The 25,899-nt window shown below is 38.7% G+C and carries 30 protein-coding genes and 1 tRNA gene; 8 read left to right on the top strand and 23 right to left on the bottom strand.

Annotated elements, in window-relative coordinates; translation table 11 throughout:
• Window positions 1–19 precede the first annotated feature (19 nt).
• The 6 genes from lptB to ACLHDG_RS04255 form a co-directional block, all read right to left on the bottom strand.
• Entirely contained in the window at window positions 20–742 is a 723-nt protein-coding gene (gene lptB, locus ACLHDG_RS04280; protein WP_415407755.1) for an LPS export ABC transporter ATP-binding protein, read from the bottom strand.
• Entirely contained in the window at window positions 742–1,167 is a 426-nt protein-coding gene (gene tsaE, locus ACLHDG_RS04275; RefSeq protein ID WP_415407754.1) for a tRNA (adenosine(37)-N6)-threonylcarbamoyltransferase complex ATPase subunit type 1 TsaE, read from the bottom strand. Before tsaE ends, lptB begins: the two co-directional genes overlap by 1 nt.
• A gap of 118 nt (window positions 1,168–1,285) precedes the next feature.
• Window positions 1,286–2,263 (bottom strand): anthranilate phosphoribosyltransferase, encoded by a 978-nt coding sequence (trpD, locus tag ACLHDG_RS04270; protein ID WP_415407753.1) that lies wholly within the window; start codon window positions 2,261–2,263, stop codon window positions 1,286–1,288.
• The gene (locus ACLHDG_RS04265) at window positions 2,263–2,508 is read right to left on the bottom strand and encodes an RNA-binding S4 domain-containing protein (RefSeq protein WP_415407752.1); all 246 of its coding nucleotides are present in this window, start codon (window positions 2,506–2,508) and stop codon (window positions 2,263–2,265) included. The genes trpD and ACLHDG_RS04265 overlap by 1 nt, the downstream gene beginning before the upstream one ends.
• A 152-nt stretch (window positions 2,509–2,660) precedes the next feature.
• Window positions 2,661–2,897 carry a hypothetical protein gene (locus ACLHDG_RS04260; protein WP_415407751.1) on the bottom strand — a complete coding sequence of 79 codons (237 nt, stop codon included), beginning with the start codon at window positions 2,895–2,897 and terminating at the stop codon, window positions 2,661–2,663.
• Between the two features lie 3 nt (window positions 2,898–2,900).
• Window positions 2,901–4,094 (bottom strand): tetrahydrodipicolinate N-succinyltransferase N-terminal domain-containing protein, encoded by a 1,194-nt coding sequence (locus ACLHDG_RS04255; RefSeq protein WP_415407750.1) that lies wholly within the window; start codon window positions 4,092–4,094, stop codon window positions 2,901–2,903.
• Between the two features lie 97 nt (window positions 4,095–4,191).
• On the opposite strand from ACLHDG_RS04255, the gene ACLHDG_RS04250 reads away from it, so the two are divergent.
• The 4 genes from ACLHDG_RS04250 to ACLHDG_RS04235 all read left to right on the top strand — a co-directional run bounded on the left by ACLHDG_RS04250 (window position 4,192) and on the right by ACLHDG_RS04235 (window position 7,365).
• Entirely contained in the window at window positions 4,192–4,350 is a 159-nt protein-coding gene (locus tag ACLHDG_RS04250; protein ID WP_415407749.1) for a hypothetical protein, read from the top strand.
• 165 nt (window positions 4,351–4,515) lie between these two features.
• Complete coding sequence (locus tag ACLHDG_RS04245; protein WP_415407748.1) at window positions 4,516–6,366, top strand: TonB-dependent receptor plug domain-containing protein; 1,851 nt, start codon at window positions 4,516–4,518, stop codon at window positions 6,364–6,366.
• Between the two features lie 13 nt (window positions 6,367–6,379).
• Window positions 6,380–6,949 (top strand): hypothetical protein, encoded by a 570-nt coding sequence (locus ACLHDG_RS04240; RefSeq protein WP_415407747.1) that lies wholly within the window; start codon window positions 6,380–6,382, stop codon window positions 6,947–6,949.
• Window positions 6,946–7,365: a hypothetical protein gene (locus ACLHDG_RS04235; RefSeq protein WP_415407746.1), complete on the top strand. Its 420-nt coding sequence runs from the start codon at window positions 6,946–6,948 to the stop codon at window positions 7,363–7,365. The genes ACLHDG_RS04240 and ACLHDG_RS04235 overlap by 4 nt, the downstream gene beginning before the upstream one ends.
• 18 nt (window positions 7,366–7,383) lie before the next feature.
• On the opposite strand, the gene ACLHDG_RS04230 is transcribed toward ACLHDG_RS04235, so the two are convergent.
• The 13 genes from ACLHDG_RS04230 to gyrA all read right to left on the bottom strand — a co-directional run bounded on the left by ACLHDG_RS04230 (window position 7,384) and on the right by gyrA (window position 17,940).
• On the bottom strand, window positions 7,384–7,884 hold the full coding sequence (locus ACLHDG_RS04230; protein ID WP_415407745.1) for a L,D-transpeptidase family protein: 501 nt from the start codon (window positions 7,882–7,884) through the stop codon (window positions 7,384–7,386).
• A 3-nt stretch (window positions 7,885–7,887) separates the two neighbouring features.
• On the bottom strand, window positions 7,888–8,904 hold the full coding sequence (galE, locus tag ACLHDG_RS04225; RefSeq protein ID WP_415407744.1) for a UDP-glucose 4-epimerase GalE: 1,017 nt from the start codon (window positions 8,902–8,904) through the stop codon (window positions 7,888–7,890).
• A gap of 86 nt (window positions 8,905–8,990) precedes the next feature.
• Window positions 8,991–9,257, bottom strand: a complete 267-nt coding sequence (locus ACLHDG_RS04220) for a hypothetical protein (RefSeq protein WP_415407743.1) — start codon at window positions 9,255–9,257, stop codon at window positions 8,991–8,993.
• Between the two features lie 226 nt (window positions 9,258–9,483).
• A complete protein-coding gene (gene radC / locus ACLHDG_RS04215; protein WP_415407742.1) occupies window positions 9,484–10,152 on the bottom strand; it encodes a RadC family protein in 669 nt (222 codons plus the stop codon).
• 33 nt (window positions 10,153–10,185) lie between these two features.
• Window positions 10,186–10,689, bottom strand: coding sequence for an ORF6N domain-containing protein (locus ACLHDG_RS04210; RefSeq protein WP_415407741.1), 504 nt, complete (start codon window positions 10,687–10,689; stop codon window positions 10,186–10,188).
• Between the two features lie 246 nt (window positions 10,690–10,935).
• Window positions 10,936–11,106, bottom strand: a complete 171-nt coding sequence (locus ACLHDG_RS04205) for a DUF6997 domain-containing protein (RefSeq protein ID WP_415407740.1) — start codon at window positions 11,104–11,106, stop codon at window positions 10,936–10,938.
• Window positions 11,107–11,299: 193 nt separating this feature from the next.
• A tRNA-Asn gene (locus ACLHDG_RS04200) sits at window positions 11,300–11,374 on the bottom strand.
• Between the two features lie 75 nt (window positions 11,375–11,449).
• Entirely contained in the window at window positions 11,450–12,406 is a 957-nt protein-coding gene (locus tag ACLHDG_RS04195) for a radical SAM protein (protein ID WP_415407739.1), read from the bottom strand.
• Window positions 12,407–12,440: 34 nt separating this feature from the next.
• Window positions 12,441–12,737: a four helix bundle protein gene (locus ACLHDG_RS04190; RefSeq protein ID WP_415407738.1), complete on the bottom strand. Its 297-nt coding sequence runs from the start codon at window positions 12,735–12,737 to the stop codon at window positions 12,441–12,443.
• A 55-nt stretch (window positions 12,738–12,792) separates the two neighbouring features.
• Complete coding sequence (gene hemE, locus ACLHDG_RS04185; RefSeq protein WP_415407737.1) at window positions 12,793–13,833, bottom strand: uroporphyrinogen decarboxylase; 1,041 nt, start codon at window positions 13,831–13,833, stop codon at window positions 12,793–12,795.
• Window positions 13,833–14,339 (bottom strand): YqhA family protein, encoded by a 507-nt coding sequence (locus ACLHDG_RS04180; RefSeq protein ID WP_415407736.1) that lies wholly within the window; start codon window positions 14,337–14,339, stop codon window positions 13,833–13,835. Before ACLHDG_RS04180 ends, hemE begins: the two co-directional genes overlap by 1 nt.
• Window positions 14,339–15,385: an aspartate-semialdehyde dehydrogenase gene (locus ACLHDG_RS04175; RefSeq protein WP_415407735.1), complete on the bottom strand. Its 1,047-nt coding sequence runs from the start codon at window positions 15,383–15,385 to the stop codon at window positions 14,339–14,341. Before ACLHDG_RS04175 ends, ACLHDG_RS04180 begins: the two co-directional genes overlap by 1 nt.
• A 38-nt stretch (window positions 15,386–15,423) precedes the next feature.
• Complete coding sequence (gyrA, locus tag ACLHDG_RS04170) at window positions 15,424–17,940, bottom strand: DNA gyrase subunit A (RefSeq protein WP_415407734.1); 2,517 nt, start codon at window positions 17,938–17,940, stop codon at window positions 15,424–15,426.
• Between the two features lie 229 nt (window positions 17,941–18,169).
• Here gyrA and exbB point away from each other — a divergent pair, with 229 nt between their 5' ends.
• The gene (exbB, locus tag ACLHDG_RS04165; protein WP_415407733.1) at window positions 18,170–18,607 is read left to right on the top strand and encodes a TonB-system energizer ExbB; all 438 of its coding nucleotides are present in this window, start codon (window positions 18,170–18,172) and stop codon (window positions 18,605–18,607) included.
• Between the two features lie 93 nt (window positions 18,608–18,700).
• On the top strand, window positions 18,701–19,078 hold the full coding sequence (locus tag ACLHDG_RS04160) for an ExbD/TolR family protein (protein ID WP_415407732.1): 378 nt from the start codon (window positions 18,701–18,703) through the stop codon (window positions 19,076–19,078).
• A gap of 380 nt (window positions 19,079–19,458) precedes the next feature.
• Here the strand turns inward: ACLHDG_RS04160 and ACLHDG_RS04155 are convergent, their stop codons facing one another.
• Window positions 19,459–19,776, bottom strand: coding sequence for a thioredoxin family protein (locus ACLHDG_RS04155; protein WP_415407731.1), 318 nt, complete (start codon window positions 19,774–19,776; stop codon window positions 19,459–19,461).
• A 35-nt stretch (window positions 19,777–19,811) separates the two neighbouring features.
• On the bottom strand, window positions 19,812–21,260 hold the full coding sequence (locus ACLHDG_RS04150; RefSeq protein ID WP_415407730.1) for a protein adenylyltransferase SelO: 1,449 nt from the start codon (window positions 21,258–21,260) through the stop codon (window positions 19,812–19,814).
• 86 nt (window positions 21,261–21,346) lie between these two features.
• On the opposite strand from ACLHDG_RS04150, the gene ACLHDG_RS04145 reads away from it, so the two are divergent.
• The gene (locus ACLHDG_RS04145) at window positions 21,347–22,084 is read left to right on the top strand and encodes a YebC/PmpR family DNA-binding transcriptional regulator (protein WP_415407729.1); all 738 of its coding nucleotides are present in this window, start codon (window positions 21,347–21,349) and stop codon (window positions 22,082–22,084) included.
• An 18-nt stretch (window positions 22,085–22,102) separates the two neighbouring features.
• Here ACLHDG_RS04145 and ACLHDG_RS04140 read toward each other — a convergent pair whose 3' ends face one another.
• Both ACLHDG_RS04140 and ACLHDG_RS04135 read right to left on the bottom strand, forming a co-directional pair.
• On the bottom strand, window positions 22,103–22,693 hold the full coding sequence (locus ACLHDG_RS04140; protein ID WP_415407728.1) for a flavin reductase family protein: 591 nt from the start codon (window positions 22,691–22,693) through the stop codon (window positions 22,103–22,105).
• Between the two features lie 50 nt (window positions 22,694–22,743).
• Window positions 22,744–24,339 (bottom strand): ABC-F family ATP-binding cassette domain-containing protein, encoded by a 1,596-nt coding sequence (locus tag ACLHDG_RS04135; protein ID WP_415407727.1) that lies wholly within the window; start codon window positions 24,337–24,339, stop codon window positions 22,744–22,746.
• Between the two features lie 327 nt (window positions 24,340–24,666).
• Between ACLHDG_RS04135 and ACLHDG_RS04130 the strand changes: the two genes are divergently transcribed.
• The gene (locus ACLHDG_RS04130) at window positions 24,667–25,872 is read left to right on the top strand and encodes a molybdopterin-dependent oxidoreductase (protein ID WP_415407726.1); all 1,206 of its coding nucleotides are present in this window, start codon (window positions 24,667–24,669) and stop codon (window positions 25,870–25,872) included.
• Window positions 25,873–25,899: the final 27 nt, after the last annotated feature.

Genomic DNA, 25,899 nt, shown 5'->3' with positions numbered 1-25,899 from the left:
ACAGTAAGAACAAAAAAAATTAAAACGTAAAATCTTCACCCAGATAATGTTTTCTTACGTTCTCATCATTTGCGATCTCATCACTGGTTCCGGTAGCAAGCATCTCTCCGGAGCGCATTACATAGGCCCTATCGCAGATACCCAGAGTTTCACGTACATTATGATCAGTGATCAGGATACCCATATCCAGATCTACAAGTTGTTTGATAATGTTTTGAATATCAAGAACTGCAATAGGATCAACCCCGGCAAAAGGCTCATCAAGAAGTAAAAATTTCGGTTCGCCTACCAATGCCCTGGCTATCTCAACCCTTCTTCTCTCTCCTCCACTTAGACGTATCCCTTGACGGTTACGGATAGGTTCAATGTTGAAGATCTCAAGTAATTTTTCTATACGTGGTTCAATGATCTCTTCTTTAATGTTAAGTGCTTCTGCTGCGATGAGAAGGTTCTCTTCAACCGTAAGGTCTTTAAAGATGCTTGACTCTTGAGGCAAATATCCTATACCCATCTGTGCACGTTTACTTAAAGGCAGTTGGGTAACATTTTCACCATCCAAAAAAACTTCTCCACTTGTTGCACCGGTTAAACCACACACCATGTAAAATGATGTTGTTTTACCTGCACCATTGGGGCCCAAAAGTCCAACGATCTCTTTGCTCTTAACTGAAAGAGAGATATCATGTACGATCTTAGTCTTTTTAATGGTTTTAGAAAGGTTTTTAGCTTCAAGTGTATGCATTATGCTTCTATCCTGTAGATTCTACTATTTTCTTTGGGTTCTATATCTATCGTGACAACATTATAGCCTACACCTTCTAAAAAGGCTTTAAGTGTATCAGAGCCCCACTCTACCATATGCCAACCCTCTTTCTCAAACTCTTCAAAAAGTCCCAGTTGCATGAACTCTTCATGCTCTAGACGGTAAAGGTCATAATGATACAAATAAGTACCATCTTCTGCACCATAACACTGCTGCAAAGAAAAAGTAGGAGAAGTGACTTCGCCCTCTATGCCTTTAGCTTTGGCTATGGCTTGGGTCAGTGTAGTTTTTCCTGCTGCTAAATCGCCTCTTAGGAATACGATGGCATTGTTAGGTAAAGTTTCGTTTAAATATGTAACTACTTTATCTAATTCCGATAATGAAGCTTGAATTTCCTTTGACACATACTTCCTTCACATTTGTAGGTCGGGGTGCCCTCACCCCGACTTTAACTCTGAACTTTTGTTTTGTTTCTTTTTAATTTAAATTATGCATATTTTGTCAGGGTAAGGACACCACGACCTACGCTAATTTCTGACTAATATCTGCCATCAGATCCAAATGCTCTTTAGCCTTACCACTATCCAGCCCCTCTTTTGCCATATCTATAGCTTCTTGTATGTCTCTGACATTACCATCTACAAAAAGTGCAAATGCGGCGTTCAGCATAACGATGTCTCTTTTTGCGCCAGCCTCTTCACCTGAGAAAATATCTCTTGTGATCTGTGCATTGCAAGTCGCATCTCCACCAAGTATCGCCTCTTTAGGGGCTTGTTTAAATCCAAAGGCGGTAGGGTTGATCTCGCCTTCAGAGATACGCCCTGTTTCAACATAGGCAAAAGAGGTGTTACATGCAAGGGAGATCTCATCCATACCATCTTGACTACTCACAACAAACGCACGTTTTGTATCTAGTTCAAGTAGTGCTTCTGCCATACGTTTGATGTAAGAGGGATCAAAGACACCTAGAAGGTATTTTTTTGCACCTGCAGGATTGGTTAATGGACCCAATATATTAAAGATAGTTCTATGATCAATGGACTTTCGTATAGGCATGATGTGTTTCATAGCAGGATGATGGTTCATCGCAAAGATAAAACAAAATCCTGTCTCTTCAAGCATCTTAATCTGGTTTTCAACTGAAAGATTGAGGTTGATACCTAATGCTTCAAGTACATCCGCAGAACCAGAGTTAGAGGTGATACTTCTGTTCCCATGTTTCGCTACCACACAACCCAAAGAAGCCAGAAGGAGTGAAACGGTAGTAGAGATGTTAAAACTTCCGCTCTTGTCTCCACCCGTACCTACAACATCTATCGCTTTTTCCTGAAGTTCGGCAGAGAGAGGAAGTTTAACAGAGTGTTCACGCATCACTGAAGCAGCCGCGGCAATGTCAGATCCACTCTCACCTTTTTCATAAAGATTTATCAAAAAAGTACGAGCTTCTGTTTCACTCATCTCATTGTTAAATAGTTTTTCAAATTCTGTTCTTATACTCATTAAAGCTCCTTAACATATTCCTCTTTTTGACTCTTAGGTATCGTCTTTGTCGTAGGAATCTGCAAAACTTCATAAGACTTTGCACCTTTAAGATATTCTATCGTAACTTTATCGCCGATCTTAACATCTTTGGAAGCTTTTGCTTTTAACCCATTTACCAGAACAACACCACTCTTAAGCATATCAGTAGCAATGGTACGACGTTTTACTACATTCACAGCTGACAACCATTTATCTACACGCATACTATACTCCATCTATTAAATAATGTCATGGCGAACGCCCTTGAAAGCGAAGCGATTCGAGAGCCATGACGATTTTTTGCTTCGTTTTTTCTAAAAAAATGAAGAGAGCAACAACGCCTCAATTCAAATAAAAGGATATTTAAATTAATATACTAAGATTGACGAAACATCTCTTCTGCCAACTTGGCTTCCATGACACCTTTCATAGTAAGCTGTTCATTAGAGATATATTGTTCGTTTTGAAGCATCTTAAAAACTTTTTTACACTCTTTCATGTCAAACATACCTGTTTCAACAAGCATGTTTTGTACATCTTTAAATGTTTCATCTGCTTCTTTTTTCATGAGTGCCAAAAGACACACACGTTCTACTACATTTTCGTCATTCATATCTTAATGTAGATCCGCGTTTAACTTCACTTCTCTTGTACTTCTTCTAGCGATGATCTCACCTGTTAAAGAGTTTTGTCTAAAGTGTATACCGTCAAGTCCTTGAAGCTCTTCACCTTTAAAAGTCGTTTTACTATCAAGATTTGCTTCTGGATTTGCTGCGTTGATCTTCTCTAATTCTTCAGGAGCGATCTTGATCTTCGTACCAGCCAAGATAGTGATACCCGCATCTACGATACATGCATCTCCAAGAGGAAGACCCGTCACTGAGTTTGCACCAAGAAGAGTGTTCTCACCGATACTGATAGGGTTACCATCTGTACCACTTAGTACACCAAGGATACTCGCACCACCACCAACATCTGATCCGGCACCTACGATAGCAGATGAAGAGATACGACCTTCAACCATTACAGGACCAAGTGTACCGGCATTGAAGTTGATGTATGAAGCACCAGGCATTACAGTTGTACCAGCTGCAAGTTGTGCACCCATACGCACTTTAGAAGCTTCCAAGATACGTGTATTGTCTGCAGGGATCACATGCTGTAAGAATCTTGGAAATTTATCTACAGAGTCTACTGTCGGGTATGTTCCGTTAAGTTTCATTTCGATCTCATTCTCTCTCAAGTAGTCAAGCTCGTATGGTATGTTCCCTACCCATGCTACGTTAGACAAGATACCAAACGCACCATTGAGATTAACTTTTCTCAACTCTGCTTTAGAGAGAGAAAGTGCATAAAGTTTCAAGTAAACAGCTTCAACTGACTCTGCATTTGCATCTTCAAACAAAAATACAATTCTGAAATCTTTACCGATATCTTCCATGTCGGCAAGTGCTTTTATCACTTGTACATTTTTATGTGCATCACCTGTTGCTTCTGCTACATATGGAGCAAATGCTGCCATTGCATTGGCTACGAAGTTATCGTTGATCGTTGCAACAAATTCAGAACCTGAAAAATCTACAGTACATTTTGCTTCTTCAAGTGCTTTGATGAACACAGCTGCTGAACCAAAGTTCTCTTTCCAGTTGATAAGCCCAAAGTTTGCCTGAAGTACTTTCTCTGCGTTTTTCTGACCTCTGTCAACTCTGGCGATACCAAATGCCATAGGCTCTCTGTAGCCTGCTTGTGAAGTAACTTCTGTTACCAATTGTTTAAATGCGTCTGTTGATGTTACTGTTTCTATTGCCATTGAATGCTCCTAAATCTAATAAAAATAATTTAAAGAGATTATACTTTATTTTATTTAATAGCTATTTAATAAGCTACTTTGATGTAAAATTTCACTCATGAAACACTTACGAGGCTACACTAGACACTACTTCTCACTAGCAATCATTGCTATGTACTCAACACTTAATAAGTTGTGTACGATAGACAGTAATTTTCAGTACCATAAATATGCCTTTAAAGTACAAGAGTATAAAACTTCCCCGCCTATTGATTAGAACGGAAAATGAGCAAAGCCCATCTTTCCTACGTTTCAATGCTAAAGCATGACTTAGAAAAAAACTAAATTTTTTTCTGAACACTGTGTTCTCTTCAGCAGAGAGCTCACGCGACTAGTCGCTTACAAACTCAATAAAATACTATTAATCATAGGAACAATATACATGACAATTAAATCACTCAGCCTTATAACAGCAACGCTACTTCTCTCAACAAACAGTTATGCAGACGAAACACTGGAGCCTATCACCGTGATCTCTACAAATAAAACAGCACAATCTATTCAGAATACTACTTCAAATGTTGAAGTCATTACAGCTGAAGAGATAGAAGAGAAAGGCTATCAAACGGTTGCCCAGGCTATCAACACTGTAGCAGGTATTTCTGTAGCCAGTTCTGGTGGGCTTGGACAACAGACTTCATTTTTTGTCAGAGGTGCTGACTCTGGTAAGGTACTCGTACTGTTAGACGGTATGCGTCTTAACGATCCAAGCACAACCAATGGTACAGCACTTCTTGACAGCCTCACTACAAATAACATCCAACAAATTGAGATCCTTAAAGGAGGTTCAAGTAGCATTTGGGGTTCAAATGCATCTGCCGGTGTGATCAACATCATCACCAAAGAAGCCAAAGACGGTGTTCACGGTTCACTTGCATTAAGCTATGGATCATACAACACCAGAGGTGCAGAGGCAGATCTTTCATACAAAGATGAAAAACTTACAGCTCAAGTACTTGCTTCATACCTTAAGACAGATGGTTTTTCTGCACTGGCACCAAGATCTGCAGAAGAAGATGGATATGAAAATAAAAACTATAATATAAAATTTGGATATGCTTTTGATGAAAACAATAAACTTTCACTAAGTTATAACCGCATTAAAACAGAGACTGAATATGATGACAGTTACTCCATGGATCAGGCAAACGATGATTACAGTCATGCCACTTCTGACCAGGAAAACTATGCATTGGATTATAATTTTAAACTGGACAACTACTCTGCTGTTTTTCATGCAAGTAAAGGTACATACGATAGAGACTATTTTACAACAGGCTTTTTTGGAGATGGGCATAATGTCTATAAAGCAACACTCAAAGAGTACTCTTTGATCAATGCCTATGACTACACAGTCGGTAAAGCTGTTTTAGGGCTAGAGTATAAAGATACAGATGGATTTAACCAATACAATACCTTTCCCGAAAGTCAGGCAGACTATACGAATAAAGCTATCTTTCTTTCCAATACATACAATATCAATGAAAATACGCTCTTGGAAACCAACCTCAGATATGATAACTATGATGCATTTGAGAACAAAACAACCTATAAGCTTGGGATCAAACATGATCATCTCTTTCTTAAAGGTTTCACAACATCTGCCAACTACTACACCTCATATGATGCACCAAGCTCTTACCAGTTAGCCAATTCAACATTTGGTACACTGCTTAAACCAAGTTATACCAAAGGGTTTGATATCTCAGCAAACTACAAAGAGTTACTTTCCATTACATACTTTAACAATGAAGTAGAAGATGGTATAGACTATGACTATATGAACTATGGTTACTACAACGTCGATGGCAAAGAGAAATTTCAAGGTTTAGAACTCCAGAGCTCTTATGCACTTCCATCACTCAACCTCAACCTCTCTGCAAACTATACCCATCTATTCAAGTATGAAAAAGAGGATGGTACAGATCTTTTAAGACGTCCAAAAGATACATTGAATGCAGCTGTAGACTACTACACAGACTCCGATACACACTTTGGGATCAATGCTCAGTATATTGGTGATCGCATAGACACAGATGGTGGTTTCCCTGTAGCTTCTGAAGTTTCAACAGGTAATTACACTGTTTGGAATATGAACTTCGGTACAAAGATCATGAATGATATCGACCTCACTGTCCATGTAAAAAATATCTTCGATAAAGAGTACCAATCAGTCTATGGATACGCAACAGAAGGCAGATCAGCTTATGCTAAAATAAAGTATAGCTTTTAGGATATAATTACCCATGCTAAAACTCATCCCATCCTGGTTTATCAGATACAAATTTTTCAATTCTCTCTTTTTGGGACTGAGTGTGGGTGCCATTTTCACACTCTATGCTCCATTGGAGCCCTCTATCTATTCACTGGGTGGTGTCTTGCTTGCTATAGCTATGCTCATCGTTGCAAGATTCTACCATACTATTCTCAATGCAAAATGGTTTTTCAGAATTTCACTTTCTGTAGAGGTTATTTTACTCTTAGCCATGCTCTATTTTCTTTATGCTTCTTACAACTATCAAACAGCACTTATTCTATACATCGGATATCAAATCACCTTTGTCTTTGGGTCTTATCTCATAAGAGCGGAAACACTTTTACTCAAGACAGATACACTTTTAACCAAACTCGATACAGTCAAACAACTGGGATATCTTTTTGGCATGGGCTTCTCCTATCTTTTTTACAAGATCCTTACATACTACGGTATAGACGATAATCAAATACAAGTCTATGACCTGCACTTTTTACTCATTGCTATTGAACTCATAGTTATTGTGTTGATCTTCAAAAGTTTTAAAAAAGTAGAAGCATGAGTTATGAAAAATGGTTCCAATCACATGGCAAGAAGCACAAAGAGATCATGCAGAAACTGACCAAGCTCAGTGATGACGAAGTCATAGCCTATTTTAGATTTGAAAACATGGTTCAAAAAGAACCTGATTTTTGTCCACTCTATAAAGAGAACAAAAAATGCCATGATATGGAAGCGTTGAACTGCTATCTCTGTGCCTGTCCCAACTTTAGATTTGATGATGAAGGCATTTCAAAGAAAGAGGCTAAAATTATCTATAGCACCTGCAACATTAACTCCAAAGATGGTGATATTTTTCAAACAGAAGACGCCATCCACCAAGATTGTTCTGGATGTTTAGTCCCCCATCAGGAAGCATACATTAAAAAACATTTTTCCAGATATTGGTTTGAGATCATGAAGAAGGTAAATTCATAAACAATAGGACTCTCCCCATTAATAGTCATCATAAATATCAATGATCCCATAGTCATCGTAATAGTTATCTCTACCTCTCCCCGCCATGTAGTCTCTAGCCTCACCCTCAATATAAACATAAGTGCCAACACTTGCCCAACGATACATCTTTTGTGCAAATCCATTTTTTAGACGAATACACCCATGTGAAGCAGGTTTATTTGGTACATATCCTAAGTGCATAGCGATGCCGGAGTTGGTCAATCGCATCATATAAGGCATCTTGGCACCACCATTGGGTTTTGGCCAGAGGTTAGACTTATGATGACGCTTCTTTTGGATGATCGTAAATTCGCCATTGGGTGTCTCTCTCCCCGATTTACCAGATGAGATACGCCCCTCAAAAACAACAAAGCCATCCTCTATCGCATATGCTCTTTGGTTTGAAAGATCTATCAAGACCTCTTTATACGTATCATACGCGAAAAGTGTTGATGATGATAACCCTATAGTAAATAAAATAGCAATGATTTTTTTCATTATTTATGTCTTAGCATACCCATCAGGATTCATACTCTGCCAACGCCAACTATCTTCACACATCTCGTCAATGCCCCTCTTTGCTTCCCAGCCCAATATCTCTTTGGCATAGCTGGGATCAGCATAACATTCAGCGATATCCCCACTGCGTCGTGGTGCAATACAGTAAGGTACTTCTTTACCCGATGCCTTCTCAAATGCTTTAACCATATCCAGTACAGAATAGCCGTTCCCTGTCCCTAAATTAACAGTCAAGACATCCTGAAGGTCTGCTATCTTTTCCAGTGCTTTAAGATGACCGTCTGCCAAGTCAACTACATGAATATAGTCTCTTACTCCCGTACCGTCAGGAGTATCATAGTCATCACCAAAGACACTCAGACAGCTTCGTTTTCCTACAGCTGTTTGTGTGATAAAAGGCATAAGGTTATTGGGGATGCCATTTGGATCTTCACCTATGGTACCGGAGCTATGTGCTCCTACAGGATTAAAGTAACGCAAAAGTACGATCTTCCAACTCTCATCTGAGACATACAGGTCACGTAACATCTCTTCTATAAAAAGTTTAGTTCTCCCATAGGGATTGGTCGCAGAGAGTGGAAAGTTCTCTTTAATGGGAGTAGTATGAGGATCACCATAGACTGTAGCAGAAGAAGAGAAGACTATGGACTTACAGCCATGTTCAGCCATCACTTCACAAAGTACAGTAGTACCATTTACATTGTTATCATAATATTTGAGTGGTTGCGCTACTGACTCACCTACAGCCTTAAGACCTGCAAAGTGGATAACAGCATCGATCTTGTGGGCATCAAAGGTTTTATGCAGATCTTCCCTGTTTCGTATATCACCCTCGACCACTTCGATCTTTTGCTTCACGATCTTCTCAACCCTGCGGATGCTTTCTTTGGATGCATTGCAAAAGTTATCAAATACGACAACTTCATGCCCTGCTTCCATCAGCAATATACAAGTATGTGATCCGATATACCCCGCTCCACCTGTAACTAAAATCTTCAAGCTCTTTCCTCTTCACACAGTTTTTTAGATTATATCAAATATGTGCTAAGGTCGAGTTTCTTGGTAATAATAACAAATATTCAGAGTTACAGCTCTACGAACTCGATCTCAGCTTCATACAGTTTATCGAGAAGTAGTTGGTCTGAATTTGAAATGCTTGGCTTATGCTCTTCGATCGCCTCAATGATCTTCGAGAAAAGATAATGTTCCGTCTCTCTTTTATCTAGTGTGCCTTTATGTGGTGAAACCATAGAAGATGTAACATGATCTATAATAAATGTATCCATACCTTGAGAGAAAGGTGGTCTGTAGCATACTGAGAATAGTTTTAATTCGGGTGTTGTTTTAGACATCTGCTTATCCTTTTATTAATGTCGCTAACATAGGATATCTAAAACTCGTCTATTTGTAAAAGTTCTTATAATACTTTTACTAACTTCTATCACCGTTATGCTATTAATAACAGTAGTCAACATATATCTTCTATGCTCTATAGATCCCTATGAAGCATTACTTGAACATCTCTTGTGGTATATATCTTATTTTGAATAAGATCTTTTGGAAGCACCATACTACTTTTCATAACAATCCCTCATCAGAAAAACTATAAAACCCATCTTTAGCCAAAATAACATGGTCAAGCAACTCTATTCCAACCAACTTTGACACCTCTTTAAGCCTTTGAGTTATCTGTATATCTGCCCTACTCGCTTCCAGAGTCCCAGATGGGTGATTATGGGATATAATGATGCCTGCAGCTCTATCTGCTATCGCATCTGCAAAAACTTCTCTTGGGTGTACAAGGCTTTGGTTGAGTGTACCGATGAAGACTGTTCGTGTATTGATAATGTGTGAGGCACCATCTAGAGTAATGACGAGGAAATGTTCCTGGGCTTTGGTACTAAAAGGCTTGAGTTCGTTGTAGACATCCTGTGCAGAGGTGATACGTTTATTATTTTGTATGAGGTAGCGTTTACTCAACTCTATGGAGGCTAAGATCTGTGATGCTTTGGCTACACCTAATCCATGAATATCACAGAGTTTGGCAAGTGTCAAAGTCTCAAAGTCACTATCCAACATATAGATGATCTCTTTTGCCAATTTACGTACATCTTTACCCTGTACACCAGAACCAAGCAGTATGGCTAATAGTTCATCATTTTTGAGTGACTGTGCACCTTTGGATGCAAGCTTTTCTCTGGGTTTGTCATCTTTATGGAGTTGTTTAATGGTTTTAAGATTCGGCATTTAGTACCTCACTGTACTGAATTTTAATTCTTGTCATTTCAAAAACCCTATCTTTTTGATATCACATACTTTTGATTCTTCTATCAGCTCTTCAAGCGCTTTTGATAATTCTTTATATTGTCTATCATTTTTTCTTTCCACTTCCATTATTTTCTTTGCTAGTGCGTTGTAGTGCTTGCTAAACTCTCGAAGTTTTGCAAAAGTTCGTATGATACTTACGGTAACTTCGGATGCTATTTTACTTTTAAGTATGGTTGCCAACATATAAACACCCTGCTCTGTAAACACTTTTGGATTTACTCTGGTCTTGGAAAATTTTGCAGTCGAATTTTTCGACCGCAAATCTTCAAACTCTTTATCTGTCAGTTCAAAATAAAAATCTTCTAAAAACTTATCTTGATTATTTCTAACTGCTTCATTGACCCTCTTTGTTTCTACTCCATAAAGCTCAGCCAAATCCCTATCAAGCATCATGTCTTTGCCTCTAAGTGTAAAGATACGACTACCTATTTCACCTTGTACTACTAGCCCATCCATGTAAGACTCCTCATATTTATAAGTTATTGTAGTCTATAAAATAATTTATCATCAGAAACATGACAAATTGTAATGTTTTTCAATTTCTCCTATACATATACGCATCAAGAACTTCAACCTGATCAAACATGTCATCTTTGAAATGGATTTCTACTAAACAGTATGTTTCATTGTTTTGGTCAGTGGTGATATCGATGAAGATAGTTCGGATGGGTTTTGGTTCTTCTATGATCGAGCGTAAGTATATCAAGGGGTAGTAGAATTGTAAAAGTGAGAAGGCTTGTTTCCTGTTTTTGCTTCAAAGATAATAATCTCATCTCTGTTTTCAAAAACAAGATCAATTTCAAACTGAAATCCGAAATTGATAGATTTACTTCCCTTGCTTGTTTTAAACTTTAGGGGGTTGGTGATTTTCATAGAATTTAAACATACTAAACCTAATTGTTTTTCTTAAGTACACTTGTTTTTATTAAAACTAATAAATATAGGTATACTTAAATTTTAGATGAGTTACAATTTACACTTATATAGATGAAACAATTATGCTTACTGATCGGCTTATATTGTAATACTATTATGAATATTTTAGTGAAATTAAATAATTTTGAAGTGGCTCCGGATGCTGGATTCGAACCAGCGACCAAATGATTAACAGTCATCTACTCTACCGCTGAGCTAATCCGGAATGGTTGTGAAATAAGCGAGTGCTTGTTTCGTGGGTGAGATTATAGGGAAAAACACCTTTAATGTCAAGGATTTTTTAGGCTTTTTTATAAAATTTCACACCATTTGTCTCTATAGAGTTTATTTTATCTTCTTTGATTAATCTTTCCAGTCTTTTTTGACTCTCGTCATCAAATAAAATGACTATATCTTCAGGACTTAACGGTCTTTTTGAGAGTGTTTGTAAAATCTCCTCATCACTGTATGAAGAAGGCTTGGACTCCACTTTTTTTCTTGAAGCAATGTACACAGGAAGTGAAGGATCGAAAAGATGGGCAATGTGATGCAGGTCTTCATAACTTAGAGGTTTTACATCAAAGGCAGGTGGTCTGTCGATGGTACCGATATCTATACGTATAGGTTGCAATTTTAGCAAGTATTCATTTAGTTTAGCTATCTCTTCTTCACTGTCATTTAAATTTTTAACGATGAGTATTTCTATGACAAGAGGTCCATTGTATTTACTTTTAAAGTCCAACATCCCTGCTTTTATGTTTTCAATATCTATGCCTGTGTGAGAACGATCCAGCTTTCTCAAACATTTTTGTGTTGCACAGTCTAAAGAGAGTTTCACTTCATCAAGTTTAAGTAGTGCTTCTTGTATTTTTGGGTCATCGATCTTTGCTGCATTACTAAGGATGAGTGTCTTTGTTGTACCCTTGAAAGCATTTATCTCATCTATCAGCTCTGAGAGATATGGATAGAGTGTAGGCTCACCATTGGCAGTGAGTGTGATGAAGTCTATGTCATCGTGTTCTTTAAGTGCCAATTTTAAAGCAGTTGTTACTTCTTCTACACTCACAACATCATCATAAGCATCCATCGTCTTTGCAGGATCCAACTCACAATAAAGACAGTCAAAATTACACTGCTTTTTACCAGGACTTAGATCAACCCCTAGAGATTTACCAAAACGACGGGAGTGGATAGGACCGAAGATCACCTTTGGTGAGAGTTCAGCGTTAAGCGTTAAGCGTTCAGAATTATTTGGCATAACTTCTCTTTAATGCAGTTAGCATTCTTAGGATTTAATTTACTTCTTTTATCCATGCTAACCCAGTTATTTTTTCTACATATCCGATTTCAATACCTATATATATTTGTGTGATGAGTTCAGCAGCAGAACCTTGTGATATATTGATAAAACGACTTTTATCTTTATCTGATTCTTTTTCCATACCCTCAGCAATATTACTAGCTATAGATAGAGAGCTTCTAGTAATTTGGTCTTTAAAACCAAAATCTTTACAAGATACAAAAGCTTTATATACTTCCACAGAGAGTCGGCAAGCTCTCTTCCATACATCTAATCTTTCACATCTCATAATTTACCTTTCTACTGAACGCTACCTTCTTAACGCTGAACTCTGTGTCAGAGAGTTAGTTTTTACTAACTCTCTGACATTCGCTTACGAAGTGTTTTGCATTTTCAACAGGTACATCTGGAAGAATGCCGTGTCCTAGGTTGAATATGTGTCTTTTCCCACCCATTACATCTTGTATAGCTTCTACACATGCTGTTGTTGCTTCTTTGTCATAGAGTCTGCATGGCTCCATGTTTCCCTGGAGTACATATTTGTCTCCAAGTTTTTCTTTAGCAAGTGACATAGGTGTTGACCAGTCTACACCGAATACATCGAAGTTTCCATACACTTTGTCTAAAAATGCAGGGATCCCTTTAGGGAACATGATGATAGGTGTATCAGGGTATTTAGATTTAAGATAGTCTGCGATCTCAACCATGTATTTCCATGAGAATTCATCGTATTTACCTGGTTCTATCGCTGCCGCCCATGAGTCAAAGATCTGAACCACATCGATACCAGCCTGGATCTGTTTTTCCATGTAGAGTTTTACTACTTCTGTTACTTTTGCAAGTATACTGTGTAAAAGTTCCGGGTTCGAGTACATCATTTTTTTACAAATGTTGTATGTCTTTGTACCTTGACCTTCTATCATGTACGTAGCAAGTGTCCATGGTGCACCAGTAAAGCCTATGAGGGCTATATCGTCACCTCTTGCATCCAGTTGCTCTCTTAGAAGTTCGATAGTCTCATATACATACGTGAGCTTGCTCGCTGCCTCATCACCACCGATGAGTCTGTCTACGTCTGCTTGTGTTTCAAGAGGGTCAGAGAACTTTGGTCCTTCACCTTTTACAAAACTCAAATCCATACCCATTTCATCTGGGATAACAAGGATATCTGAAAAAAGAATAGCTGCATCTACGCCTACGATGTCAAGTGGTTGAATGGTTACTTCAGCTGCTTTCTCTGGGTTATGACAAAGGTTTAAGAAATTTCCAGCTTCTGCTCTTACAGCCATGTACTCTGGCAGATAACGTCCTGCTTGTCTCATCATCCATACTGGTGTGTATGGTGTCTCTTTACCCAAACATGCGTCTACAAATATTTTACCCATTACTTACCTACCTTACCTAAAAAATATAGCCCTACAGAAAGAGCAGTGATCGAACCTGCAAAATATAACATCTCTAACGGTGTTGAAAAGTTTGTGTGTAAAACCCTCTGAAAAAAGTTTACAACCAATACCATGACAATGACTTTTGCGATCTTGTCTTTGAGTTGATCAAGCGAATGGATAGCAAGTATTTGGCTACCACTCTTACCGCTTGCCTCATCTATATCTGATATGAAAAGTTCATAAATACCAAAAGAGAAGATGAACATCACTACCGCGATAAGATAGAGGTCTACCGCACCGATAATACCCGCAACGATATCTTCATGAAAATTCTCAGGGTGTGCATGTGTGATAATAGTATCAAATGTATATACCGCAACACCCCAAATATCCATTGAGGCTACCACAAAAAGAATAACAGCCCCCAATAAACCAAAAATAACCGCCAATAAGACGATAAATCTACTTCGCCAAATGGCACCTTCAAATAACTTTTCTATCATTAATTATATTCCTCTAATTTAATCCACTTCTGTGCAATTCTCACTGCATTTGTTGCAGCTCCTACTCTTACTTGATCCGCCACACCCCAAAGGTGTAAGATATTATCTGCAAACAGATCTTTTCTGATACGTCCTACATACGTTTCATCTGTATCTGTAGAGATGATAGGCATAGGGTATTCGTTTTTTTCCATGTTATCAATAACGGTAACATTTTCAAAGTTACCCAATACTTCTCTTGCTTTATCTACATTTACATCCACATTCTCACCAAAGGTGATCGTAATGGACTCCGAATGACTTCTGAGTACTGGGACACGTACACACGTTGCAGAAACAGCAAAATCTGTATGCATGATCTTAGAGGTTTCATTGACCATTTTCATCTCTTCTTTAGTATAACCATTCTCTTGTGGTACATCAATATGAGGGATGACATTCAGTGCTATCTGATGTGCAAATGCTTCTACTTTTGCTTCATCAAGTTTAAATTCAAAAAATGCTTGCATCTGTCTTACAAGCTCTTCCATCCCTGCTTTCCCTGCACCACTTACAGCCTGGTATGTACTCACATCTACTCTTTTGATGCCATAAAGGTCATGAAGAGGCTTGAGAAGCTGTACCATCTGGATGGTAGAACAGTTAGGGTTGGCAATGATACCTGTATCTTCCCAAAGTTCAATATCTTCAGGGTTTACTTCAGGTACAACCAGTGGTACCTTCGGATCCATTCTAAAGTGAGACGTGTTGTCTATGACCACAGCACCTCCCTCGACTGCATACCTGGCAAATTTAGCCGAAATACTTCCACCCGCAGAGAAGAAAGCGATATCTATATCTCTTCCTTCAAATACCTCTTCGGTAAGCTCTTCGATCTTATAACTTTTACCTTGACACTCTATCTCTTCACCCACAGATCTTGCACTTGCAAGCGGAAGAAGTTCTCCTATAGGGAACTTAACTTCTTCCAGAACTCTAAAAAGTTCTTCACCTACGGCACCAGAGGCACCGACTACTGCTACGTTATATTTTTTATGACTCGACATTTTCTGCCTCGCTATACTGAAATTTATTTCTTGTCACGCTATTCTAATCCTAATGTATTATCATTATTTGTTGTAGTTTCGCTGTTCTCTTCGCCTTCAGTTTCATCTTCCGGCTTTGCTTCTTTTTGACATTTTGCCATACTTACAACGATGTCTTTTTTCTCTACAGAGACCACTTTAACCCCTGAAGTATTTCTTCCTGCTTTACGAATGGTTTCCATATCTACACGTATCATTTTACCCACAGATGTTAAACACATCAAGTCTTTGTCTTCTTCCACAAATACCACGCCTACCACATCACCTGTCTTAGGCGTAAGTTTCATAGAGATGACACCCTTGCCGGCACGGTTTTGTTCACGGTATTCACTGGCTGCTGTACGTTTACCAAGACCTTTTTCAGAAAGCATGAGAAGTTCATCTTCTTCATTTTCTATAGTGGTTGCACCACACACATAGTCGCCTTCTATCTTGAACTTGATAGCTGTTACACCACGTGCTACACGACCGATCTCTCTTGCATCTTCTACTTTAAATCTGATACATAGACCTTTTTTGGTTGCAACAAAGAGCCATTTTGTATCTGGTTTTACGATCTTCGCTTCTACAAGCGTATCATCTTCATCCAGGTTGATAGCTCTTACACCGTTAGATCTGATATTTGAATACTCTGAAAGGTTTGTTCTCTTCACGATACCATTTTGCGTAAAGAATACTAAACCTTTATCATTATCAAAGTCAGTCGTAGGGATGATCGCCATGATCTTCTCATCTTTTTGAAGGTTAATGAGGTTTACGACCGCCTTACCTTTAGCTATACGAGAACCTTCAGGGATACGGTAAACTTTCAACCAGTAGAGCTGTCCTCTGTCTGTTACGAACATGAGTGTATCATGTGTATTTGACGTAAAGAAACTCTCAATGAAGTCATCATCGTAGGTTGTTACAGCTATCTTGCCTTTTCCGCCACGATGTTGTTTTTCATACTGTTTGACCGGTACACGCTTGATGTATCCACGATGTGTGATCGTCACGACCATCGGTTCATTTGGAATGAGGTCTTCGATATCAATGTCATCATAATCATCTACGATCTCTGTACGGCGTGGTGTTGTATATTTATCACCTATCTCAACAAGCTCTTCACGGATGATCTCATTGATCTTATCTTCACTTTTTAAGATCGCTTCAAGTTCAGCGATGAGCTTAAGAAGTTCAGCCAATTCACTTTCAATTTTTTCTATCTGAAGACCTGTAAGACGTCCAAGTCTCATCTCCAAGATAGCCTTAGCCTGGATCTCAGAAAGTTTAAAGCGGCTCATCAAGCCTTCTCTGGCTTCTGTGTCATCTGTAGATGCACGGATGATCTTGATCACTTCATCGATATTATCGATAGCGATCTTAAGACCTTCTAAGATATGTGCTCTTGCTCTTGCTTTCTCAAGATCAAAGATCGTTCTTCTGATCACTACTGTTTTTCTATGATTCAAGAAAAGGTCAAAAAGTTCCATAAGCTTAAATACTTTTGGCTCTTTGTTGGCGATAGCAAGCATGATGATACCGAAGGTCACTTGCATTTGTGTACTCTTGAAAAGGTTATTGAGTACGATCTCACTCATCGCATCACGCTTAAGCTCAAAGACCACACGGATACCCTCTCTATCTGACTCGTCACGCAATTCAGAGATACCCTCTATATGCTTATCACGTACAAGTTGCGCAATGTTCTCTATGAGTCTAGACTTATTCACCTGGAAAGGAAGTTCATCGATAACGATAACTTCTCTGGATCCTTTTTGTTCTATATGAGTCTTTGCACGTACTTTTATACGTCCACGTCCTGTTGTGTAAGCATCTGTAATACCTTTACGACCAAAGATGATACCACCCGTTGGGAAGTCAGGTCCGTGTACGATCTTCATCATATCTTCTACCGTTGACTCCGGGTTGTCTATACGAAGTACAAGTGCTTCTATAAGTTCATCAAGTCTATGGGGAGGGATATTCGTTGCCATACCAACTGCGATACCGCTTGAACCGTTAAGTAACAAGTTTGGTACACGTGCAGGAAGTACATCCGGCTCAGACATTGAATCATCGTAGTTTGGTACAAAGTCTACAGTGTCTTTCTCCAGATCAAAAAGAAGGTCTTCTGCGATCTTCGTCATACGTGCTTCAGTATATCTCATCGCTGCAGCATTATCACCATCGACTGAACCGAAGTTTCCTTGACCATCTACAAGCGGTGCCTGCATAGAGAAGTCCTGCGCCATACGGACAAGTGCATCATACACAGAGTTGTCACCATGCGGATGATACTTACCGATAACATCCCCGACGATACGTGCAGACTTTTTGTATGGACTTCTATGGGAGAGATGAAGGTCATTCATCGCATAGAGGATTCTTCTATGTACGGGCTTAAGTCCATCACGTGCATCCGGTAAGGCTCTACCGATGATAACAGACATAGAATAATCAAGATAGCTCGCTTTGATACTATCTTCTATCAATACCTCTTCAACATTTTGGTTCTCTTCAAACAGGTCACTCATAAGACTCCCTTTGTAAAAATTGCATTTATTATATCTAAAGCAAGTTTAATTAAACCCTCTAAAAGCGCTTAAATCGTTTGCTAGGTATCTTAAAATGGATTTTTTAACTTTTTTAACTTTTTTGGTTAACATAATATTTATATAGCAATGGCTTATTTTGCTTTTTGCACATTAACATTCTCTTAACATACTTTGAATATAATGCAGACAAAAAAACGAGGACAAAAAAGTGCCAATAGAACAGATAAAAGATATCGTAGATTATGGAGTGATAGGTTTACTGATTTTCTTAAGTTTCATCACCTTTGCATTTGCCATAGAGAGAATACTCTTCTATCGTGGTATTAAAGTGACAGACTACAGCAATAAAACAGCTTTGGAACTTGATATTTCAAAACGTTTACCTACCATCGCATCTATCGGTTCTAACGCTCCTTACATTGGTCTGCTTGGTACTGTACTTGCTATTATCATCACCTTTTACATCATCGGTGACCAACAAGATACCATCAACCCCGGTGAGATCATGAAACACTTAGCCCTTGCACTGAAAGCCACAGCTGCCGGTCTCATTGTAGCGATCCCTGCAACCGTTATCTACAATGCCCTACTGACTAAAGTAGATACGCTTTTAGCACAATGGGAAATAGCCCAAGATGAAAAATAAAATGTATAACACTTTCTTGCTCCCAAGCAACAAGTTGCGTGAGCCCTCTGCTGAAGAGTCCTTTGTGGGCTTTGCCCAGAAAGGAAACCATTAATGAGAAGAGAACGTTTTGATCAGATGAATGTTGTGCCATTCATCGATATTGTATTGGTACTGCTGGTCATCGTACTTGCTACAGCTACCTTTGTAACAAATCAAACTATTAAGGTTGACTTGCCTTCTGCCAGTTCTAAAAAGAATGAAGAGAAGAAGAGTATCCAGATCGCTGTAAACAAAGAGGGTGTGTACTCTTATGGGAAAGAAGTATTGAGTCTTGAGCTTATCAGAGAGAGGCTCATGAAGCTTGATCCGAAAAAAGATCTTATATCATTACGTATGGATAAAAGTTCTGAGTTTCAATATTTTGTAGATATTATAGATATTCTTAAAACTAAAGGGTTTGAGAATATTTCTATTATTACGCAGAAGTAATCTTTTTCTCGTAGGGTCGATATAATTGACCACTTACTCTTTTATTTAAATCAAATTTCCAAAAATCCAAATCGTGGCGTTGTATTTCTCCATACTTTTCTAGAAAAGTATACAAAAGTCGACACTACTCTCAAATCGCTGCGCTTTCAAGGGTGTTCGTAGTGTCATTGCGTACTGCGTACGATTAAATAACTGTATCGCAAGCGATACTCTCCCATTAATCACGCAAAGCGTGTCTTGTTCTTGCGAACGACCTTGAAAGCGCAGCGATTCGAGAGCAAGAACAATTTTTTTGCTTCGTTTTTTTCTAAAAAAAATGACGAGAGAAACAACGCCTCAACGAAGACAAGAGGAAACTTCAATAAAACAAAAAAAATGTATTATGATGTCATCATCATATACGGACGCTTCAACTTTTCAGTCAACTGATGTAAACTCACAGAACGCCCTTCTCTGGCAAACTCTCTTCCATCCATAAAGACTATCATCGTAGGTACAGAAAAGACTTGGAAATGCGCAGAGATCTCTGCATTTTCATGTGCATCAAGGTAGATCTGTTTGAGCTGAGGAAACTCTTTATCAAACACCTCTTTAAACTTAGGTCTGAGTGCGTGGCATACATTGCAGTTCTCTCCTGAGAAGTATAGGAGAACACCTATTTCGGTTCTTATGGTGGTTTGTAGTTCTTCTAGGGTCATCTGTTTATCCTCAAAAAATTTAAAAATTATAACGATTAAGAACTACAACTAAGCTTCTTATTTTTAAATACATCCGGTGTAACCTCAGCCCATTTTTCATATGCCTCATGTTCATCATAAGGATTATGAGCAATGTTGAATAGTGCATCTACCAATGTAAAGTCACCCTCTTCTGCGGCATCTATTGCTTCTTGGAGCATATAGTTTTTAAGTACGAACTTTGGATTGTTCTGTAACATTTTTTGTTGCCTCTCTTCTACTGTTGAACTGTTCTCTTTAAGTCGCTCATCATAGCTGTCCAACCAGTCATTCATAGGCTTGTGGAAGAGACCTAGTTTTAGGAGTGCTGTTCTCTCTCCGTCATAGCGGCTGAGTGTTCTAAAGAAGAGTGTGTAGTCTATGGTCAGACCTTGCATCATACCAAAAAGGTGTGTAATCAGTTCACCATCTTTAGGTTCCGACTTGTCCAACCCTAACTTTTTACCCATGAGGTACATAATGCGTTCTGTGTAGAGTCTTCCATAGTGTGCAAGGATTTTTTCCATCTTTTCTATGTTAACCAATGGAGAGAGTGCCTGCATCAAAGTTCTGAGGTTCCATTCTCCTATGGAAGGCTGGTTGCCAAAACTATAACGTCCATTGGCATCAGTATGATTACAAATGTTATTGATATCGTAGTCGTCTAAAAAGGCATACGGTCCATAGTCTATGGTAAGTCCGGCTATGGACATGTTGTCTGTGTTCATTACGCCATGGTTGAAGCCTACCGCTTGCCACTCTGCCATAAGTCTGGCTGTTTTTCCTACCACTTCTGTAAAAAAGTGAAGATAGCAGTTTTCTTCACCCACCAAGTGAGGATAAGACTCTGCGATGGCATAGTCTGCCAATGCCTCCAATTCTATTAACTTCTTTTTATGTGCAAAATACTCAAATGTACCAAAACGTACCCAGGAAGGAGAAACACGAAGTACAATGGCGGTTGTTTCCCAATCTTCTCTAAAGACTTGTTGTTCTGAACCTATTAATGCCAACGCTCTGGTCGTCTCTATGCCAAGTCCGTACATCGCTTCAGACATTAGGTATTCACGTATGGAAGAACGAAGTACTGCTCTACCATCACCTTGACGTGAGTAAAGTGTCTGCCCTGCTCCTTTGAGTTGCAAATGTTGATCGCCCCATGAGGAAGGGACAGTCCCAATGTTGATGGCACGTCCATCTCCCAAACGTGGAACATAAAAGCCAAACTGATGTCCTGCATAGCACATGGCAAAAGTATCAGAGCCTTCCAGCTGCAAAGCACCATTGACAAAATCCACAAAAGCATCACTGTATAACTCTTCAATGTCTATATCCAGTATGTTTGCCAACTCTTCATTGGTATGGATCAAAAAAGTCTTTTTGAGCGGTGTTGGCTTTACTCTTGTATAGCACTCTTCTGGGAGCTTGAGGTAAGGATTGGTTAGTTTTATTTCGTTTAGTTTCATACACCCATTCTACACATAGACGCTTTGAGAAGACTTAAGGGCATTAGGGATATAATGGCAACCATATTAACGAGTAAGGAAAGAAGATGGGTAGAGCGTTCGAATACCGTAAAGCAGCAAAAATGAAACGATGGGGGACCATGTCCAGAGTCTTCCCTAAATTAGGTAAGATCATCACTATGGCAGCCAAAGAAGGCGGTCAAGACCCGGAAATGAACCCTAAACTTCGTACCGCTATCATCAATGCCAAAGCACAAAATATGCCTAAAGACAACATCGAGGCAGCTATCAAAAGAGCATCTGCAAAAGATGCTGCTGACATTAAAGAGATAACGTATGATGTAAAAGCACATCATGGCGTACAGATGATAATCGAATGTGCTACAGACAACAATACAAGAACAGTTGCCAATGTAAAAGCAATTCTTAGCAGAAACGGTGGAGAGATGCTCACCTCTGGTTCATTGAACTTCATGTTTACAAAAAAATCTGTATTTGTATTTGATAAAACAGAAGATATGGACATAGAAGAGCTTGAGCTTGACCTCATCGACTTTGGTCTTGAAGAGATAGAAGAGGATGTAGAACCACAGGAAGATGCTGATGATAAAGAGATCGTTAGAATTTACGGTGAATTTACTTCGTTTGGTGACCTGACTCATGCTCTTGAAGACAAAGGAATAGAGGTTAAAAAAGCAACTATCGAATACATTGCCAATACACCTATTGAACTTAGTGATGATCAGATGGGAGAAATAGATTCACTCATCGACAAACTTGAAGATGATGAAGATATTCAAAATATTTATACAAATATAAATTAACTATCAAATATTACACCACTAAGGAATAACCGGTGGTGCTATCTTCTCTCCAAGTTTTGCATAACTCTTTCCGATGCGTGCGATCGCATCTAACTCTAAACTCATTTTTTCACTGTCAGAGATGATACTCTCATCAATATAAAGATGTTTGATCTCTATGATCACAGGGATGGTCTTGCTTCCCTTCAGATCAACTTCTTGCAGATACTCACAAAAGAAAGCTGCTTTCACGCCCTCGACCATCGGAGGAAAATCATTAAACACCTTTTGTGTAGCTATATCAAACTGTTCAGCTTCACTCTGAGAAGCATCTAAACCTTTGGAGCTGTAATGCATCGCTTCTAGATGCGGTTCATCTACCAAACATACTACACATTTTTTATGCTCACGCAAATTGCGCAATGTATCTTTTGGTGTTCCATCAGGACGATGTCCGATAGATACGATCATAGTAGGAGGATTAGATGAGAGTCCTGTAAAATAAGAGAAAGGAGCAATGTTGAGTACTTCTCCTTCAGTGACTATCCATGCGATAGGACGAGGGATAATAAGTTGTGCCATGAGATTATACTTCTCATTAAGCACTCTGTCTTTAAAATCTATTAACATCTCAACTCCTCATAAATATATTATAGGGTACAAAGTACCTGCTACCTAGTTTAGTGTCCGTGCTGCTCCACAAACTCTTCATAGTCACCTTCAAAGTCGATCACTGTACCATCTTCATTGAGTTTAATGATACGGTTGGCAAAGGCATCGATGAGTTCTCTATCGTGTGATACACAAATAACCCCACCTTTATAGTTATGCAGCGCTTCACCCAATGAAACAATAGCTTCAAGGTCAAGGTGGTTGTTTGGCTCATCCATGACTAGGAAGTTTGAAGAGTCCATCATGATCTTACTTAGCATAACACGGTGTTTTTCTCCACCTGAACAGGCATCAATCTTTTTCTTTTGCTCTTCACCGGAAAATAGCATACGACCAAGTGTTTTTCTAATGTCATCTATGTGCCATTTAGGGTCAAAACCTTGTATCCATTGCGGCAATTCTTCATCACCGACTACCAAGTCTGTAGTATTTTGAGGGAAGTAACTATGTGTAATGGTTTGTCCCCATTTAAAGGTTCCACTATCTGCTTCAATCTCTTCCATAAGGATTTGAAGCAGTGTCGTTTTACCTACACCATTGGTACCGATAAGTGCTACTTTGTCACCCTTGTTTATTTTAAATGTAAGATTTTCAAATACTTTTTCTCTATCATAACTTTTAGAAAGTCCTTCTATTTCAAGTACTTCATTACCGATGTCTCTATGTGCTTTAAACATAATAGACGGGTCACGTCTAGTTGAGAGTTTTATAGCTTGAACATCTAGTTTGTCTAGTTGTTTTTGTCTAGATGTCGCTTGTTTTGCTTTAGAAGCATTTGCGCTAAATCTGGTAATAAACTTTTCTAGTTCTTCTTTCTCTTTAAGCCCTTTAGCTCTATCTGTTTCTGCTTGTTTGGCTATGAGGTTTGCAGCGATGTACCACTCATCATAATTCCCTGTAAACTCACGAATATTTTGAAAGTCAAGGTCAAGGATGTGTGTAACTACACCATTGATAAAGTGTCTATCGTGAGAGATAACAAGCAATGTACCTTCATGACGTTTAAGTTCATTTTCCAACCATGAGATAGTTTCCATGTCAAGGTTGTTGGTAGGCTCATCCAGTAGTAATACATCTGGCTTCAAAAACAGTACTTGCGCAAGCAAGATCTTAAACTTGTCCCCACCTGTAAGTGAAGACATAAGGTCACCATGTTGTGAAGTAGGGAAACCTAACGATGTAAGAAGTTTTTCTATCTTTACATCAGACTCATAGGTCGGGTCTTCATCTGCACAGATCATTTCAAGTTCACCCAGACGGTTGTTGACTTCATCACTCTCAAAGTCACCTTCCATATAGAGTTTTTCTTTCTCTTTTTGCGCATCAAAGAGTTTTTTGTTTCCATAGAGTACAGCATCCGTCAAAGTATAGTCTTCAAAAGCATACTGGTTTTGACTAAGCATTCCCAGTTTAAGTCCAGCTTGAAGTTGTACTTCACCATCACTTTGTTCCAACTCTCCTGCAAGTATTTTCATAAATGTAGACTTTCCTGCTCCATTGGCACCTATGAGTCCATAGCGTTTACCCACATCTAAAGTCATGTTAATTTTGTCGAAAAGCACTCTCTTTCCGTAACGTTGTGTTAAATTTACTGTACTAAGCAAATGATATCCTTCTATCTATATAATTAATGGGATTTTACCCAAATAAATCCATAGATTTCTTGAAATAGCTACAACGCTTGTGTTTAGTGGTGATTTATAAAATTTGAGTAGCACCCATAGGTGCATCGATGATTTTATAAAGTGCCAATAAATACAATGGTTATAGCTAGTTCTGAAGGCTATGGGTTTATTTGGGTTCAGCATAATGTGCTGAAAGTGGAAAATAGTAACTATTTAGCTGATGAAATAAATAGTATAGTTTCAGTGTCAATTAAGAGAGTTTTCCTCATAATCCCATTATGTTATATACTGAAATAAGGGAATTTTATGGAAAGAAGAGACTTTTTTAAAAAAGCTATTGTAGTTGCAGGATCAGCTGCAGTAGGAAGCAGTACAATAGAAGCTTCGGAGACAGTGCATCCTATAGATAACAGAAAAGTATCAGATATTGCTTTTCCTGAAAAAAGACCTCTTATTACTTACTCGGACAGACCTCCATTGTTAGAAAGCCCAAGAGAAGTATTTACCTCAGCACTTACTCCAAATGACCTCTTTTTTGTACGCTGGCATATGCCGATGATACCAAAATATATCAATCCAAACACCTTTTCTATAAGCATAAATGGACTGGTGGAAGAAGAGATTCACATTTCACTAAAAGCACTGAAAACAGAGTTCAAGCAAGTAGAGTTGACGGCTGTTCTTCAATGTGGTGGTAACAACCGTACTGCTTTTAAACCAACTGCAGGTGGTATACAATGGGGTATTGGAGCTATGGGTTGTGCCAAATGGAAAGGTGTTAGACTAAAAGATGTACTCAAAAAAGCAGGACTCAAAAAAGAGGCTGCATGGATAGGCTTTAATGGAGAAGACAAAGCTGTATACAGTGAGACAGCCAACTTTGTGCGCGAGCTCAAACTTGAACACCTTAATGATGATATCATCCTTGCCTATGAGATGAATGGAGAAGATCTACCCTACCTCAACGGCTATCCACTTAGACTGATCATTCCAGGTGTCTATTCGGACAGTTGGATCAAGATGATATCAAATATTACTGCTACAAAAGAAAAGCAACAGCTACACTTCATGGAGAAGGCATACCGCATACCGGACAATGAATGTGAATGCGAAACACCAGAGAATCTAGTTAAAAAAACCAAACCCATTGAAGAGATGAACGTAAATTCGATTATCGGTTACCCTGTAACAGGAACTAAAGTAAAAAATGATTCTTCTTTGGTCGTGAGAGGTGTCGCATTTGATGGTGGTCATGGCATTAAAAAAGTACAGATTTCCATAAATGGTGGTCAACTATGGGAAGATGCACTTCTCGATGATGGCAGTGAAGGAAAATATGCATACAGAGCCTTCACATATACATTCAAACCAAAAAGCAGTGGTAAACAAACTATCATGTGTAAAGCCACCAATAAAAAAGGTGAAGAGCAGCCATTTGCCAAAGATATCAAGTGGAACCATGGCGGATACAAATACAACGGTATTGATGAAGTTACTGTGGAGGTGGTATAGTGACAAGTGTTAAAATACAGTACAGGG

The organism is Sulfurovum iocasae (assembly GCF_047716765.1).
Taxonomy (GTDB): domain Bacteria; phylum Campylobacterota; class Campylobacteria; order Campylobacterales; family Sulfurovaceae; genus Sulfurovum.
The sequence above is the reverse complement of the archived record's forward strand: the minus strand, read 5'-3'. Positions and strand labels throughout refer to the sequence as shown.